Here is a 15656-nt window from a genome sequence, read left to right as displayed (position 1 = left end):
CGGTTCAGGAACCTCGGCGTATAGTCCGCGCCAGTTCAGAGCCATGGAGGCAAAGATGCGTATCGTAAGCGCGCTGATCGCGGGCGCCCTGGTCCTCGGAGGCGCGACCGCCTACGCCGCCCCCGCGCGCACGCCGGAGGCGAAGCTGGCCAAGGCCCTCGAGGGTCGGGTCGCCGGCGAGCCCGTCAGCTGCATCAATCTGCGCGACATCCAGTCGAGCCAGATCATCGACAAGACCGCGATCCTCTACGAAGGCCCGCGGGGCGTCGTCTATATGAACACTCCGACCTCGGGCGCCTCGAGTCTGCGCGACGGCCAGATCCTGGTCACCAAGACCATCGGCGCTCAGCTGTGCAGCATCGACACCGTGACCTTGGTCGACAGCGGTTCGAAGATGCAGGACGGCTGGGTCGGCCTGGGCAAGTTCGTGCCCTACGCCAAGGTCGCCAAGACCGCCAACTGATCCGATCGCGAGGACGGATCCGGACCGCCGGCGATGGCAAGTCGCCGGCGGTTCCTGGCGCGTTCGACGCCTGAACGCCTGGAACAACCGTCGTCGTGATCGGTTACAGGCGGCGATCCCGGCATAGGAGTCCTCATGCGCCGTCTTGAACATCTCGCCCTGCCCCTGGTCGCCGTTCTGGCCCTCGCCGCCTGCGGCAAACCGGCCACGCCGGAGGAGCCGGCCTCGGCCCCCGCGCCGGCCGCTTCGCCAGAGCCCGCCCCGGTCGCCGCGGCGGACTGGAGCTCGCTCGACGCGCTGGCCGACAAGTATCCCTCCGACACGAAGCTGCTGGAGGCCAGCGCGGTCACGCCGACGCTCGAAGCCCTGCTGGGCGCCAAGTTCGAGACCCTGAAGACCAACATGCAGACCCAGTCGCCGCTGCAGCGTGACGGCGGGGTGCTCTACACCTCCGGCAACAAGCAGCACGAGGGCGGGACCAACATGGCCTACCTCCTGATCGATCCAAAGGCCAAGGCGGTCGAGGTCGGACTGTGGGAAGGCGGAAAGCTGACCGTCTACAAGACCGACGGGGCGGCCCTGGCCAAACCCAAGGATGTCCAGACCATGATCGACAACGCCGCGGCCTGACCGCCGCGCGTTCCGATGTCTATCCAGCGGCCGGCGTCAGCCGGCCGCGCCCATCAGTTTCAGGACCAGCAGGGCCGCGATGGCGGTCGCCGGGATCGCGAAACTCCAGTACATCACGCTTCGCATCGTGATTCCTCCAGCACCCGTCAGAACCAACGACGCGTGGAGGCTCAAGTTCCGTGCGGTCGATTCCCCAGAGGCGTTCGCCTGACGGGCGATCGAAGCCCGGCGGACGACACGAACCGCCCTTCTTGCAGACCTGAACCGTCTCCGGCGGCGCCGATCCGTCCCCGGCGCCTGTGCATAGTCCGTTAATGTTCTCTTAAGGATTGGGGGGCGGCCGCGGGATGGAATGGGACGGTTCCGGCGCTTTTTCCGGCCAGCGGTGAATTGCGTGGACGCCTTGTCCCGTTTGGCTTCGCGTCGTCCCCAGATCGGCGCCCGATCCGCGGGTAATGAATTCTTAACCCTCCCGTGGTTTGAATAACCTCTCATGCGGATCGTGCCGCCCAGCTCGCCGCATTAGGATTTTGTTAAGGAATTCGGGACCCTGGGGACCTATCCCCGGAGTTCACAGGCCGATGTCCCCTCTCGGACGATCTGGGGGTGGTCTGGGGATGTTCCCGGGCGCCGGTTCGGGATGGCGGCGACCCATGCGGGTTTGTCCCCGCGGCGCCTGTGCCTAACCGCTACCTCTCCTTCCTTCTAAGATTCTTCTTATGAGAGGAAAGAAGGGCAGGCCTTGCCTCTCGGCGTGCGTGGCCTATCAAGCGAGCCATGAGCGAAACCCATAAGCCGAGCCTTCTTCGGGTTCTTTCCGGCGAGACCCTTCCGCGCCCGCCCGTTTGGTTCATGCGCCAGGCGGGACGGTACCTGCCGGAGTATCGTGAGCTGCGGGCCAAGGCCCCGGACTTCATCAGCTTCTGCCTGAACCCCGAGATGGCGGCCGAAGCGACGCTGCAGCCGATGCGGCGCTTTCCGTTCAGCGCCTCGATCGTGTTCGCCGACATCCTGCTGATCCCCGGCGCGCTGGGCCAGAAGGTCTGGTTTGAAGTCGGCGAGGGCCCGAAGCTGGGCGAGCTGCCGTCGCTGGACGCCCTGGAAGCGGAGATCGACGGCTCGACCTTCAAGCTGACGCCGGTGGGCGAGACGTTGTCGCGGGTTCGCGCGGCGCTGGAGCCGGAACGGACGCTGATCGGCTTCGCCGGCGCGCCCTGGACGGTGGCCAGCTACATGATCGAGGGGGGATCCTCCGATCGCAGCAAGGCCCGGACCTTCGCCTACGAAAAGCCGGAAGAGATGGACCGGCTTCTGGACATCGTCGCCCGGGCCAGCGTCCGCTATCTGGCGATGCAGGCCGAGGCCGGGGCCCAGGTCCTGAAGCTGTTCGAGAGCTGGGCGGAAGGCCTGCCCGAAGACCTGTTCGAACGCATCGTGTGCAAGCCGCACCGCACCGTCATCGCCGGCCTGCGCGACTTGGGCGTGGAGACGCCGGTCATTGGCTTCCCGCGGGGCGCGGCTTCGATGGCCCAGCACTATGCCGACACCGTCGACGTCCAGGCCGTGGCGCTGGACACCGCCTGCCCGGCCCATGTCGGCCAGGCGATCCAGAAGAGCGGCAAGGCCGTGCAGGGCGCGCTTGATCCGCTGCTGCTGCGCGCCGGCGGCCCGGGACTGGACCGCCGCGTCGACCAGATGCTGGAACAATGGGGCTCTGGTCCCTACATCTTCAATCTCGGCCACGGGATCCTGCCCGATACGCCGATCCCCCATGTCGAACAGGTTCTGAAGAGGGTCACCGGCCAGTGAACGCCGCCGGGCAGGTCTTGGGCGGGCGGAAGATCGCCGTCGTGCTGCTCAATCTCGGCGGGCCGAACGGACCCGACGCGGTGAAGCCGTTCCTGTTCAACCTGTTCAACGACCCGGCGATCATCGACCTGCCGGGCATCTTACGGACGCCGCTGGCCAGGCTGATCGCGGCTCGCCGCGAAGAGATGGCCAAGGCCAACTACGCGATCATGGGCGGCGGCTCGCCTTTGCTGCCGGAGACCGAGAAACAGTCGGCCGTGCTGCAGGCCGAGCTCGGCGCCCGGCTGGCGAAGGACCAGGTGCGCTGTTTCATCGCCATGCGCTACTGGCATCCCCTGACCGAGGAGACGGCCGCGGCGGTGGCGACGTTCGGTCCGGACGAGGTGGTGCTGTTGCCGTTGTATCCGCAGTATTCGACCACGACGACGGCTTCGTCGATCAAGGCCTGGGCCAAGGCCTACAAGGGGTCGGGAACGGTCCGGACGGTCTGCTGCTATCCGGATGAGCCCGGCTTGGTCGAGGCGCACGCCCGATCGATCCTGAAGACCCACAAGGCCATGGGTTCGCCTGGTCCGCTGCGGTTGCTGTTTTCTGCCCACGGCTTGCCGCAGAAGGTCATCGACGCCGGCGACCCCTACCAGCGCCAGGTCGAGCGGACCTGCGCGGCGGTGGTCGAGCGGCTGGGCGCGACCTGGGCGTCCGACTGGGACTGGCGGGTCTGCTACCAGAGCCGGGTCGGGCCGCTGAAATGGATCGGACCGTCGACGGTCGAGGCGATCCAGGCCGCCGGCGCCGAAGGCCGGGGCGTCCTGATCTCGCCGATCGCCTTCGTCTCCGAGCACGTCGAGACCCTGGTCGAGCTGGACCACGAGTACGCCGATCTGGCTCGAAGCCTCGCCCTGCCCTTCTACCTGAGGGCGCCGGCGATCGGGGCCGACCTGGCCTTCATCGAGGGGCTGGCCGACCTGACGATCGAGGCGCTGGAAAGCGAGACCGTTGCGTCGCCGGCCACGGCGTGCGACCCGGCGCTGAAGAATGGCCTGTGCCGAGGGAGCGCCGCGTGAGCTGGTTCGCCGAACACTACGACCTGCTGCGCGGGATCCACATCATCGCGGTGATCGCCTGGATGGCCGGGATGCTCTACCTGCCGCGGCTGTACGTCTATCACACCAAGGCGATCCCCGGCGGCGAGCTGGACACGACGCTCCAGACCATGGAGCTGAAGCTGCTGCGGATGATCATCAACCCGGCGATGATCCTGACCTGGCTGGCCGGGCTGTCGCTGATCGCCGCCGACGGCCAGATCCGGGGTTGGGGTTTCCTGCTCGAGCCGTGGATGGTGACCAAGCTGGCCGGCGTGATCTTCCTGTCGGGCTGGCATGGCTTCCTGGCCGGCGCTCGGAAGAAATTCGCGGCCGGGACCAACCAGCGCAGCGAGAAGTTCTGGCGCGCGACCAATGAGCTGCCCTTCATCGCGGCGATCATCATGGTGCTGGCGGTGACCACCGAGTTCCTGCGGCGCTAGGATTTCTTGACGGCGCGGGAACCATGTGGTTCCCCTCCTGTTCGACGCGAAGCGCTTCGCTGCGCGTTCCCGCCTTTTGCCGGACCCCGCGCCCGAGACCGGAGCGCCCCTGGGACCCCGGCCCCCCGAATGACCTTTCGCGCCGAACGGCGCAATCGAACCGCCGCCTAGGGTCCCGAGAACCGGGATCACGATCGGCCTGAAGTTTCTCAAAGGCCCCCGCCCGGGGTCTCACGCCTAGAGTCCATCCATGTCTGAAGACACCCCCAACACCCCCGAGACCGAAGTCGAGGCCGCCGTCGAGCAGGCCGTCGAAGCGGTCGAAACCGCCGTCGAGGCGATCGAGGCCGCGGCCGACGACAGCGACGAGAGCGTCGCCGCGGCGGTGGCTGAGCTTGGCCTCACCCGCATGTCCCTTCAGGAGCTGAAGGAGAAGTCCCCCGCCGACCTGCTGGCTCTGGCTGAAAAGCTGGAGATCGAGAACGCCAACTCGATGCGCAAGCAGGACATGATGTTTGCGATCCTGAAGACCGTCGCCGAGGAAGGCATCGAGATCTCGGGATCGGGCACCATGGAGGTCCTGTCCGACGGCTTCGGCTTCCTGCGCAGCCCGGAAGCCAACTATCTGCCGGGTCCGGACGACATCTATGTCTCGCCCTCGCAGATCCGGAAGTTCGGCCTGCGCACCGGGGACAGCGTCGTCGGCGCCATCCGCGCCCCGCGGGAAGGCGAGAAGTACTTCGCCCTGACCACGGTCGAGCAGATCAACTTCGAGGCGCCGGAAAACGTCCGCCACAAGGTCCACTTCGACAACCTGACCCCGCTCTATCCCGAAGAGCGGCTGAAGATGGAGATCGAGGATCCGACCCTGAAGGACCGTTCGGGCCGGATCATCGACATCGTCGCCCCGCTCGGCAAAGGCCAGCGCTGCCTGATCGTCGCCCCCCGCGGGTGGGCAAGACGGTGATGCTGCAGAACATCGCCAAGTCGATCGCGGCCAACCACCCCGAGTGCTACCTGATCGTGCTGCTGATCGACGAGCGGCCGGAAGAAGTGACCGACATGCAGCGCACCGTGCGCGGCGAGGTCATCTCTTCGACCTTCGACGAGCCGGCCACGCGCCACGTGCAAGTCGCTGAAATGGTTATCGAAAAGGCCAAGCGCCTGGTCGAGCACAAGCGCGATGTCATCATCCTGCTGGACTCGGTGACCCGTCTGGGCCGCGCCTACAACACCACCGTCCCGTCGTCGGGCAAGGTGCTGACCGGCGGTGTCGACGCCAACGCCCTGCAGCGTCCCAAGCGCTTCTTCGGCGCCGCGCGGAACGTCGAGGAAGGCGGTTCGCTGACCATCATCGCCACCGCCCTGATCGAGACGGGTTCGCGGATGGACGAAGTCATCTTCGAAGAGTTCAAGGGCACCGGTAACTCGGAAATCGTGCTTGACCGGAAAGTGGCTGACAAGCGCATCTTCCCGGCCATCGACATCCTCAAGTCGGGCACCCGGAAGGAAGAGCTCATCACGCCGAAGGACCAGCTGCAGAAGACTTACGTCCTGCGCCGGATCGTCAATCCGATGGGCGCTCAGGACGCGATCGAGTTCCTGATCGACAAGCTTCGCCAGACCAAGAACAACGGCGACTTCTTCCAGTCGATGAACACCTGATCGGCTTTTCGCCGAACGCCGTTCAAGCGCGCTTCCCAACCCGCCGGGAAGCGCGCTAGCGTCCTCCCAACGATAAGGGGGACGACATGGTGAAGGTCTATTATGCGCCCTATGCGCGTTCGCTGCGCGTGCTCTGGACCTTGGAAGAGCTCGGCGACGCCTACGACGGCGTGCGGGTCCAGTTTCCGCCCAAGCTCAACGATCCCGCCTATCTAGACATTCATCCGCTCGGCCAGATCCCGACCTTCGTCGACGGCGAGGTGAAGCTCCACGAGTCGATGGCCATCTGCGAATGGCTGGCCGAGCGCCAGCTGGGCAACGACCTGATCGTCGAGGCGGGCCGGGCCGGCCGCACCGACTACCTGCAATGGCTCTGGTTCGGCGAGGCGACCCTGATGCCGCCGCTGGGCGCGCTGGTCCGCCAGACCTTCGGGCCGGAGCCGGGTCGCAGCGATATCCTGCGCGACGAGGCGCTCGCCGCCTTCCAGGAACGGGTGGGGCTGCTGGAACAGGTGCTGGTCGGAAAGGCGTGGCTCGCCGCCGACCGCTTCACCCTGGCCGACATCTCGGTGGGCTACAGCCTGAACCTCGGGACCCTGTTCAAGCTGCACGAGCAGTATCCGCCGAACGTGGCGGCCTATTTCGGTCGGCTGCGAGAGCGGCCGGCCTTCCAGCGCGCGGCGGCCCTGGCCTGACGGAGCCGCATCGATGTCCTCCAGCTACATCATCCAGGGTGGCGAGGAGGGTCGGGCGCGGCTCTCCGTCCTGTCCGAGGTCATGGGCCCCTACACCGGGGCGCTGCTCGACCGCGCCGGTCCGTGGGAAGGCCTGAAGGTGCTCGACGCCGGCTGCGGCGCCGGCGACGTGTCCCGGGAACTGGCGCGACGGGTCGGCCCGTCCGGCTCGGTGCTGGGCGTCGACGGCGACGAGGTGAAGATCGCCGCGGCGTGGGAAGCGGGCGCCGGCCTGGCCCATCTCCGCTTCGCCGAGGGCGATGTGCTTGATCCGCCGGACGGGCCGTTCGACCTGATCTATGCGCGCTTCCTGCTGTCGCATCTGACCGATGTCCCGGCGGCGCTCGCGGCGCTTCGAGGCCGGCTCACGCCCGGCGGGCGCATCCTGGTGGAGGATGTCGACTTCGGCGGCCACTTCGTGCGCCCGCCCCTGCCGGCGTTCGAGGACTATGTCGTCTGGTATCGCGAGGCGGCGTTCCTGCGCGGAGCCGACGCGGAGATCGGCCAGAAGCTGCCCGGCCTGTTGGCCGAGGCCGGTTTCGTCGCGCTCGACGCCAAGGCGGTGAATCCCGCGGGGCTTGAAGGGCCGGTGAAGGTCATCGCCGCCCTGACCCTCGAAGCCATCGCCGAGGTGCTGGCGGCCGAGCGGATCGCCACCCGGGACCAGGTCGAGGATGCGCTGATCATGCTGCGCGAGGCGGCCGACGATCCCGGAGTCTTCATGAGCCTGCCCAGGATCGTCCAGGTCGTCGGCCGTACGCCCTAGAGAAAGCGTGGCTCGGATTTCCAGTGGTCATCCCGGCCGAAGCGTAGCGTAGAGCCGGGACCCAGAGCCGCGGCGTCGTCTCTGGGTCCCGGATAGCCTCTGCGAGGCTTCCGGGACGACCCCGTGTTACGGCAGCAGCAGGGTCGAGCCCGTCGTGCCCCTCGCCTCGAGGGCTTCGTGGGCCAGGCGGGTCTCGGCCAGGGGGAAGGTCTGGCCGATCTCGATCTTCACTGCGCCCGAGGCGATGACCTCGAACAGCGCGCCGGCGCTCTCGTCCAGCTCCTCGGTGGTGGCCACATAGTCGAACAGCGTCGGCCGGGTCAGATGCAGCGACCCGCGCTTCGACAGTTCCAGCGGCGCGACCGGCGGCACGGGGCCCGAGGCGTTGCCGTAGGTGACCATGGTCCCGCGGCGGCCGAGACTGTCGAGACTGCCCTGGAAGGTGGCCGCGCCGACGCCGTCGTAGACGACCCGCACGCCCTGGCCGCCGGTGATGGTCTTGACCCGCTCGGCCACGTCCTGGTCGCGGTAGAGGATGGTCTCGTCCGCGCCGTTGGCCTTGGCCAGCGCCGCTTTGGAGGCGTCGCCCGCTGTGCCGATGACCTTGGCGCCCAGGGCCTTGGCCCATTGCACCAGGATGGTTCCGACCCCGCCGGCCGCGGCCTGGACCAGCACCCAGTCGCCGGCCTTCACCGGAGCGCAGCGGCGGAGCAGGAACTCCGCCGTCATGCCTTTGAGCATGGCTCCGGCCGCGGTGCGGCTGTCGACGCCGGCGGGCACGCGCACGGCGCGGCCCTCCGGCACGACATGGAACTCGGCATAGGCGCCGAGCGGACCGTTGCCGTAGGCGACGCGATCGCCGGGCGCGAAGCGGGAGACCCCCTCGCCCACGGCTTCGACCACGCCGGCCGCCTCCAGGCCGAGCACCGCCGGCATCCGGACCGGATAGAGTCCGGACCGTTGGTAGGTGTCGATGAAGTTCAGCCCGACCGCTTCATGACGGACCAGGATCTGGTTCGGACCCGGTTCGGGAACCGGAACCTCGACGACTTCGAGAACCTCGGGTCCGCCGGCGCGGACGGCCTGGATGGCGAGCATGCTGGTTACCCCAGGTTGGCCTTGAAGAAATCGAGAGTGCGCTGGTTGGCCAGGGCGGCGTCGCCGGCGTCGTAGTGGTCCCCGCCGGTGCGGGCGAAGGCGTGGTCACGGCCGACGTAGTCGTGGATCGTGATCAGGGGATGGTTGTCGAGGGCGGCGTGAATCGCGGCCTGGGCCTCCTTGGGCACGAAGCCGTCCTCGGTCGCGATGTGCATCAGCAGCGGCCGGGTGATCTTCTGCGCCTCGCCGGTCAGCGAATCGAGGCCCACGCCGTAGTAGGCGACCGCGGCGTCGACGTCGGTGCGGGTGGCCGTCAGGAAGGCCAGCTTGCCGCCCAGGCAGTATCCGACCGAGCCGACCTTGCCGTTGCAGCCCGGGTCCTTGCGGATCAGGTCGACCGTCGCCTGAATGTCCTCGACGCCCTTGTCGACATCGAAGGCGTTGAACAGTTCGAAGGCGCGATCCCACTCTTCCTTCGACCGGTCGGTGATGTCGATGCCGGGCTCGATCCGCCAGAACAGGTCGGGGCAGATGGCGAGGTAGCCCGCGGCGGCGAGTTCGTCGGTGATCTCGCGCATCACGGCGTTGACGCCGAAGATCTCCTGGATCACGACGACCGCGGGCGCCTTGGCGGCCGCCGGTCGGGCCACATAGGCCGAAAACTCGCCGTCCGGCGTCTTGATGGTCAGGCGTTCTCCGCTCATCGTCCGTACTCTCCCGTTTGATGTCTGGCGTGGTGTTAACGCGATGGCGTCGTCGCGGGCCATAACAAACCCGCCGCCGAGGCAAGGAAAGAGGCCATGAAGGTCACCATCGAGATCGACTGCACTCCCGTGGAGGCGCGAACCTTTCTAGGCCTGCCCGATGTCAGTGCGTTGAACGACCATCTCGTCGAGGAGATGCAGAAACGCATGGAGGCCAATATGGCCGCCCTGGCGCCGGATGAGCTGATGAAGAACTGGATGGCTTTCGGGGCCGGCGCTCAGGAGCAGTTCCGCAAACTGATGACGGCGGCGACGGGCTCGGCCGGATTCGGGACCAAGCCGTCCGAATGACCGACACCATCTTCGCCCCGGCCACCGCGCCTGGTCGCGCGGCGCTGGCGGTGGTGCGTCTGTCGGGACCTGGCGTCCGGGACGCCGTCGCGGCCCTGGCCGGCGGAGTTCCCTCCCCTCGCCGGGCGTCATTGCGCCGGCTCCGTGACCTGGACGGCGCCCCGATCGACGAAGCCCTGACCTTCTGGTTCCCTGGCCCGGCCAGCTACACCGGCGAGGACGGGGCGGAGTTCCACGTCCATGGCGGCCTGGCCGTGGTCGACGCCCTGGTCGAGGCGCTGTCGGCGCTCGGTCTGCGGCTGGCCGAACCGGGCGAGTTCACGCGGCGGGCCTTCCAGAACGGCAAGCTGGATCTGGCCCAGGCCGAGGCTGTGGCCGACCTGATCGACGCCGAGACCTCGGCGCAGGCGCGTCAGGCGCTGGACCAGCTGGGCGGCAACCTCTCCCGCCGCTACGACGGCTGGCGCGAGGCGCTGGTCGAGGCCCTGGCCGTGCTGGAGGCCGCGGTCGATTTCCCGGACGAGGATCTGCCTGAGGACGTCGCGGCCCGGGCGCGAGGGCCGTTGGAAGGTCTGCAGCGCGAACTGCAGGCCGCCTTGCTGGACTCCGAGCGCGGCCGGCGGGTGCGGGAGGGGTTCCGCATCGCTCTGGTCGGGGCGCCGAACGCGGGCAAGAGCAGCCTGCTCAACGCGCTGGCCGAGCGGGACGCGGCGATCGTGACGGCGACCCCTGGGACGACGCGGGACGTCATCGAGGTTCCGCTGGTGCTGGGCGGCTACAAGGCCCTTCTGGCCGATACGGCCGGCGTCCGCGAGACCGACGAAGCCATCGAGGCCGAGGGCGTGCGCCGGGCGCGGGCCTGGGCCGAGGACGCCGACCTGCGTATCTGGGTCGTGGATGCGCATGGCTCCGACGGGGCCTGGCGCGAGGCTGGGGAGCTGGCCCGGGCGGGTGATCTCTGCCTGCTCAACAAGGCCGACCTGGTCACGGGGCTGGATGGGGACCGCGCCCGCGCGGCGGCGGCGGACAAGGGGCTGGAGACCTTGGACGTCTCGCTGAAGTCCGGGGGCGTTGAGGCGGTCCGGAGCTGGCTGACCGAGCGGGTGGTGGCCGCCCTCTCCGCCGCCGAGTTCCCGGCGGCGACCCGGCTGCGGCACGCCGAAAGTCTGCGGGAGGCGGCGGAACGGGTCGCCCGCGCGCTGGCGCAGCGAGAGCCGGAGCTGGCGGCGGAAGACGTGCGCCTGGCGGCCCGGGCGCTGGAGCGGGTGTCCGGCCGGGTCGATCCGGAGGCGGTGCTGGACCGGGTGTTCTCCAGCTTCTGCATCGGGAAGTGATGTTTCACGTGAAACACTGAGGGGGCGCTGGAGCGGAGTGCGGGGTTCGAGACGCGCTCTCCGAGCGCTCCTCACCATGACGAAGGTCGAATGGCTCTGAATTTGTCATGCTGAGGAGCGAGCCCTCAGGCGAGCGTCTCGAACCAGGCAGAGAGCAACCGCCTTCCTTCCTCAGTCGCTCCTCCGTCATTGAGTCCGCGAGACTCCGACCCCACTTTCGGCTATAGACCCTGCCCCGTCGCCCCCGCCCGTCGGGGGCGTTCGCTTTCGGACATTCGTGATGGCCAGCACCTCTTCCAGCGCCTGGGACGTGATCGTGATCGGCGGCGGACACGCCGGTTGCGAAGCCGCGGCCGCGTCGGCGCGCGTCGGCGCGCGCACCCTGCTGCTGACGCACAAGATCGAGACCATCGGCGAGATGAGCTGCAACCCGGCCATCGGCGGCCTGGGCAAGGGCCACCTCGTCCGGGAGATCGACGCCCTGGACGGCCTGATGGGTCGGCTGGCGGACAAGGCCGGCATCCAGTTCCGCATGCTGAACCGGTCCAAGGGGCCGGCCGTGCGCGGGCCGCGCTCGCAGATCGACCGCCGGCTCTATCGCGAAGCCATGCAGGCCGAGCTGGCCGCCTACTCCAACCTCGATATCGTCGCCGACGCCGTCGAAGACCTGATCGTGGTCGACGGCGTCGTCGCGGGCGCGATCGGCGCCTCCGGAACCGAGTATCCGGCAGGCCGCGTGGTGCTGACCACCGGCACCTTCCTGAAAGGGATCATCCACCTCGGCGACAAGCGCATTCCCGCGGGCCGGGTCGGCGATCAGCCGTCCATCGGCCTGTCGGATCGCCTGTATGCCCTGGGGCTGGACATGGGGCGCCTCAAGACCGGCACCCCTGCCCGGCTCGACGGCTCGACCATCGCCTGGGACCGGCTGGAGATGCAGTCGGCGGACGAGACGCCCGTCCCCTTCTCTTTCCTGAACGATCGGATCGACGTGCCGCAGATCCGGTGCGGCATCACCTGGACCAATGCCGAGACCCACCGGATTATCGCCGAGCGCCTGACGGAGTCGGCGGTCTACGGCGGGCGGATCGAGGGCCGAGGCCCGCGCTACTGCCCGTCGATCGAGGACAAGGTCGTCCGGTTCGCCGACAAGACCAGCCACCAGATCTTCCTGGAGCCCGAAGGCCTGGACGACGACACGGTCTATCCGAACGGGGTCTCGACCTCGGTCTCGGAGGAGACCCAGCTGCTGTTCCTGCGCACCATCGTGGGGCTGGAGAATGTCGAGGTCCGGCGGTTCGGCTACGCGATTGAGTACGACTATGTGGATCCGCGCGAGCTGTATCCGACGCTGGAGGTGAAGCGCTTGCCGGGCCTTTACCTGGCGGGCCAGATCAACGGCACGACCGGGTATGAGGAAGCCGGCGCCCAGGGCCTGGTGGCCGGCATGAACGCCGCGCGAGAAGCCTCGGGCCTGGAGGCGACGACGTTCGCCCGGGACGAGGCCTATATCGGTGTGCTCATCGACGACCTGGTCACCCGGGGAGTCACCGAGCCCTACCGCATGTTCACCAGCCGGGCCGAGTTCCGGCTGTTGCTGCGGGCCGACAACGCCGACCAGCGGCTGACCGGCAAGGGTGTCGAGCTCGGTGTCGTGGGTCCGGAGCGGGCGGCGGTGTTTCACGTGAAACAACGCGAGCTCGACGACGCCCGCGCGCTTGCCCGCTCGCTGACCCTGACGCCCGCCGCCGCGGCCAAGGCCGGGCTGCCGGTGAAGGCCGATGGCCAGCGCCGTGACCTGACCCAGCTGCTCGCCTATCCGGGCGTCGACCTGGATCGGCTGGCGGAGATCTGGCCCGACATCGGCGCCTGGTCGCCGGCCGTGCGTGAGCAGATCGAGATCGATGCGGGCTACGCCGGCTATCTCGATCGCCAGGCCGCCGATGTCGAAGCCTTCCGCCGCGACGAAGCCCTGCGCCTGCCCGCCGACCTGGACTATGCGGCGGTGGGCGGTCTTTCCAACGAAGTCCGTGAGAAGCTCGCCGCCGTGCGTCCTCTGACCCTGGGCCAAGCCGCCCGTATCGAGGGCGTCACGCCCGGCGCCCTGACCGCCCTGCTCGCCCATGTCCGACGCCCCCGCGCCGCCTGAGGCGGCTGGCGCGGTGCTGGACGCCGCGGGCTATCAGGCCCTCACCCAAGCCACTCCGGCCCAGATCGCCGACCTGACCCGCTTCCTCGAGATGCTGACCGAGGGCAATGCGGTGATGAACCTCGTCGGCCCGGCCACCATCCCGGACTTCTGGAACCGCCATGCCTGGGACAGCGCCCAGCTGCTGCAGCTGGCGCCGCAGGCGAAGACCTGGGCCGATCTCGGGGCCGGCGCCGGCTTCCCCGGCCTGGTCCTGGCGGCGATGCTCAAGGGCGCGCCCGGCGCCAAGGTCCACCTTGTCGAGAGCATGACCAAGCGCTGCCGCTTCCTGGCGCAGGTGTCGAAGGAACTCGACCTGCCCACCGAGATTCACAACGTACGTGCGGAAGACCTGTCACTGACTGTGGATATCGTCACGGCGCGGGCTTGCGCGCCGATGTCCCGACTGTTGGGGTACGCGCGGCCCTATCTCAAGCGCGGGGCCGTTGGTCTGTTTCTGAAGGGTCAGGACGTGGTATCCGAGCTCCAGGAAGCCGAGAAGGCTTGGAGATTCGAAAGCGAACTGACCGTCAGCCGCAGCGACCCGCGCGGCCGTATCGTTCAAGTGAAGGGACTCTCCCGTGTCTGACAGGCTCGCCCCGGTCCTACCGCCCGCCCCGATGCGGGTCCTGGCCGTCGCCAACCAGAAGGGCGGCGTGGGCAAGACGACCACCGCCATCAACCTGGGCACCGCCCTGGCCGCGGTCGGCGAGAAGGTGCTGCTGATCGACGCCGACCCCCAGGGCAACGCCTCGACGGGCCTCGGCATCTCGCGCCAGCAGCGCAAGACGACGCTGTACGACGTGCTGATGGGCGAGACGCCGGCCAAGGACGCCACCGTCCCGACCGCCCTGCCCGGCTTCGACATCATCCCATCGGATCCGGACCTGTCGGGCGTCGAGCTCGAACTGGGCCATGCGCCGCGCCGGTCGTACCGCCTGCGCGACGCACTGGAGACCCTGCGCGTGGCCGGCGACTACACCTATGTCCTCATCGACTGCCCGCCGTCACTGAACCTGCTGACGGTCAACGCGATGACCGCCGCCGACGCGGTGTTCGTGCCGCTGCAGTGCGAGTTCTTCGCCCTCGAAGGCCTGACCCAGCTGCTCCGCACGGTGGAGCTGGTGCGCGGCAGCCTGAACCCGGCGCTGGAGATCCAGGGCGTGGTCCTGACCATGTTCGATCGCCGCAACAGCCTGTCGGAACAGGTGGCCGGCGACGTCCGCGCCCACTTCGGGTCCAAGGTCTACGAGACGGTCATCCCCCGGAATGTTCGGGTGTCCGAGGCGCCCTCCTTCGGCAAGCCGGTGCTGATCTACGATCTGAAGTGCGCCGGGTCGCAGGCCTATCTCAAGCTCGCCCGCGAGGTCGTGGGCCGTGAACGTGAACGGCGGCTTCAAGCCGCATGAGTGGAGCGTCATCGACGATGGTGGAAGGTCGCAGGGGTCTGGGCCGGGGTCTCTCCGCGCTGTTGGGTGAGGCCGACGCCGAGAACGCCCCCGCCCCCGCCGGCGAGAGCACGGGCGCGCGCGAAATCCCGATCGAGCTGATCCACCGCAACCCGGACCAGCCGCGCCGTCGCTTCGCCGAGGCGCAGATCGCCGAACTGGCCGACTCGATCCGCGAGAAGGGCGTGCTCCAGCCGGTGCTGGTCCGCCCCGCGCCCGGTATGCCCGGGGAATACCAGCTGGTCGCCGGCGAGCGTCGCTGGCGCGCCTCGCAGCAGGCCGGACTGCGCGCCATGCCCGCCCTGGTCCGCGATCTGGACGACCGGCAGGTGCTCGAGATCGCCATCGTCGAGAACGTGCAGCGCTCCGACCTGGGCGTGATCGAGGAGTCGCTCAGCTACAAGGCCTTGATGGATCGCTTTGGAAGAACTCAGGAAGAGGTCTCCAAGGTCGTCGGCAAGAGCCGGCCGCACGTGGCCAACGCGCTGCGCCTGCTGACCCTGCCCGACGAGATCCAGGGCTTCCTGGCCGAGGGTCGTATGACCGCCGGTCATGCCCGGGCCCTGGTCGGTCATCCCAACGCCGTCGCCCTCGCCCGCGAGGTGATCGAGCGCGACCTCAACGTCCGTGAAACAGAGGCGCTGGCCAAGGAGGGTCCGTCCGCGAAGCCGGCCAAGCCCTCGACGCCGAAGCCGGGCAAGGACACCGACACCGCCGCGCTCGAGGACGACCTGGCCGAGGTGCTCGGCCTGCCCGTCGAGATCCGCGACAAGGGCGGCGTCGGCCAGCTGACCATCAAGTACAAGACGCTGGAGCAGCTCGACGACCTGTGCCGACGCCTGACGAGGGGCGGCTGAGCCGCCGGGAGACGGCCTCGGATACGGCCGCCGCCCCCAATTTCGCCACAGAGGCCATTTCCCTTCCGGGGCGTTGAAATCATT

The 15656-nt window shown here is 68.4% G+C and carries 15 protein-coding genes and 1 pseudogene; 14 read left to right on the top strand and 2 right to left on the bottom strand.

Translation table 11 applies throughout. From position 1 onward, the window contains the following. The first annotated feature begins 55 nt into the window (after nt 1-55). The 8 genes and pseudogenes from CSW64_RS00515 (at nt 56) to CSW64_RS00480 (ending at nt 7592) form a co-directional block, all read left to right on the top strand. A complete protein-coding gene (locus CSW64_RS00515; RefSeq protein WP_099620251.1) occupies nt 56-463 on the top strand; it encodes a hypothetical protein in 408 nt (135 codons plus the stop codon). 135 nt (nt 464-598) lie between these two features. Further along, nucleotides 599-1093 carry a hypothetical protein gene (locus CSW64_RS00510; protein WP_099620250.1) on the top strand — a complete coding sequence of 165 codons (495 nt, stop codon included), beginning with the start codon at nt 599-601 and terminating at the stop codon, nt 1091-1093. Between the two features lie 777 nt (nt 1094-1870). Continuing rightward, nucleotides 1871-2902, top strand: coding sequence for a uroporphyrinogen decarboxylase (gene hemE / locus CSW64_RS00505; RefSeq protein ID WP_099620249.1), 1032 nt, complete (start codon nt 1871-1873; stop codon nt 2900-2902). After that, a complete protein-coding gene (hemH, locus tag CSW64_RS00500) occupies nt 2899-3966 on the top strand; it encodes a ferrochelatase (RefSeq protein WP_342745838.1) in 1068 nt (355 codons plus the stop codon). Before hemE ends, hemH begins: the two co-directional genes overlap by 4 nt. Next, nucleotides 3963-4427: a CopD family protein gene (locus CSW64_RS00495; protein WP_099624059.1), complete on the top strand. Its 465-nt coding sequence runs from the start codon at nt 3963-3965 to the stop codon at nt 4425-4427. Before hemH ends, CSW64_RS00495 begins: the two co-directional genes overlap by 4 nt. A 250-nt stretch (nt 4428-4677) precedes the next feature. After that, nucleotides 4678-6092 (top strand): annotated as a pseudogene (gene rho / locus CSW64_RS00490) (transcription termination factor Rho). 86 nt (nt 6093-6178) lie between these two features. Beyond that, the gene (locus CSW64_RS00485; protein WP_099620247.1) at nt 6179-6787 is read left to right on the top strand and encodes a glutathione S-transferase family protein; all 609 of its coding nucleotides are present in this window, start codon (nt 6179-6181) and stop codon (nt 6785-6787) included. 13 nt (nt 6788-6800) lie between these two features. Continuing rightward, the gene (locus CSW64_RS00480; protein WP_099620246.1) at nt 6801-7592 is read left to right on the top strand and encodes a methyltransferase domain-containing protein; all 792 of its coding nucleotides are present in this window, start codon (nt 6801-6803) and stop codon (nt 7590-7592) included. A gap of 126 nt (nt 7593-7718) precedes the next feature. On the opposite strand, the gene CSW64_RS00475 is transcribed toward CSW64_RS00480, so the two are convergent. Both CSW64_RS00475 and CSW64_RS00470 read right to left on the bottom strand, forming a co-directional pair. Next, the gene (locus tag CSW64_RS00475; protein ID WP_099620245.1) at nt 7719-8690 is read right to left on the bottom strand and encodes a quinone oxidoreductase family protein; all 972 of its coding nucleotides are present in this window, start codon (nt 8688-8690) and stop codon (nt 7719-7721) included. 5 nt (nt 8691-8695) lie between these two features. Next, the gene (locus CSW64_RS00470) at nt 8696-9394 is read right to left on the bottom strand and encodes a dienelactone hydrolase family protein (protein WP_099620244.1); all 699 of its coding nucleotides are present in this window, start codon (nt 9392-9394) and stop codon (nt 8696-8698) included. 96 nt (nt 9395-9490) lie between these two features. Between CSW64_RS00470 and CSW64_RS00465 the strand changes: the two genes are divergently transcribed. The 6 genes from CSW64_RS00465 to CSW64_RS00440 all read left to right on the top strand — a co-directional run bounded on the left by CSW64_RS00465 (nt 9491) and on the right by CSW64_RS00440 (nt 15572). Continuing rightward, the gene (locus tag CSW64_RS00465) at nt 9491-9745 is read left to right on the top strand and encodes a DUF6489 family protein (RefSeq protein WP_099620243.1); all 255 of its coding nucleotides are present in this window, start codon (nt 9491-9493) and stop codon (nt 9743-9745) included. Beyond that, nucleotides 9742-11079 (top strand): tRNA uridine-5-carboxymethylaminomethyl(34) synthesis GTPase MnmE, encoded by a 1338-nt coding sequence (mnmE, locus tag CSW64_RS00460; RefSeq protein ID WP_099620242.1) that lies wholly within the window; start codon nt 9742-9744, stop codon nt 11077-11079. Before CSW64_RS00465 ends, mnmE begins: the two co-directional genes overlap by 4 nt. Nucleotides 11080-11359: 280 nt before the next feature. Beyond that, a complete protein-coding gene (gene mnmG / locus CSW64_RS00455; protein ID WP_099620241.1) occupies nt 11360-13228 on the top strand; it encodes a tRNA uridine-5-carboxymethylaminomethyl(34) synthesis enzyme MnmG in 1869 nt (622 codons plus the stop codon). Next, nucleotides 13203-13856 carry a 16S rRNA (guanine(527)-N(7))-methyltransferase RsmG gene (gene rsmG, locus CSW64_RS00450; RefSeq protein WP_099620240.1) on the top strand — a complete coding sequence of 218 codons (654 nt, stop codon included), beginning with the start codon at nt 13203-13205 and terminating at the stop codon, nt 13854-13856. Before mnmG ends, rsmG begins: the two co-directional genes overlap by 26 nt. A gap of 31 nt (nt 13857-13887) precedes the next feature. Next, on the top strand, nt 13888-14676 hold the full coding sequence (locus CSW64_RS00445) for a ParA family protein (protein ID WP_099620239.1): 789 nt from the start codon (nt 13888-13890) through the stop codon (nt 14674-14676). A gap of 17 nt (nt 14677-14693) precedes the next feature. Next, complete coding sequence (locus tag CSW64_RS00440) at nt 14694-15572, top strand: ParB/RepB/Spo0J family partition protein (protein ID WP_099620238.1); 879 nt, start codon at nt 14694-14696, stop codon at nt 15570-15572. Nucleotides 15573-15656 lie beyond the last annotated feature (84 nt).

It is taken from the genome of Caulobacter mirabilis (genome assembly GCF_002749615.1).
GTDB classification, from domain to species: Bacteria; Pseudomonadota; Alphaproteobacteria; order Caulobacterales; family Caulobacteraceae; genus Caulobacter; species Caulobacter mirabilis.
The sequence above is the reverse complement of the archived record's forward strand: the minus strand, read 5'-3'. Positions and strand labels throughout refer to the sequence as shown.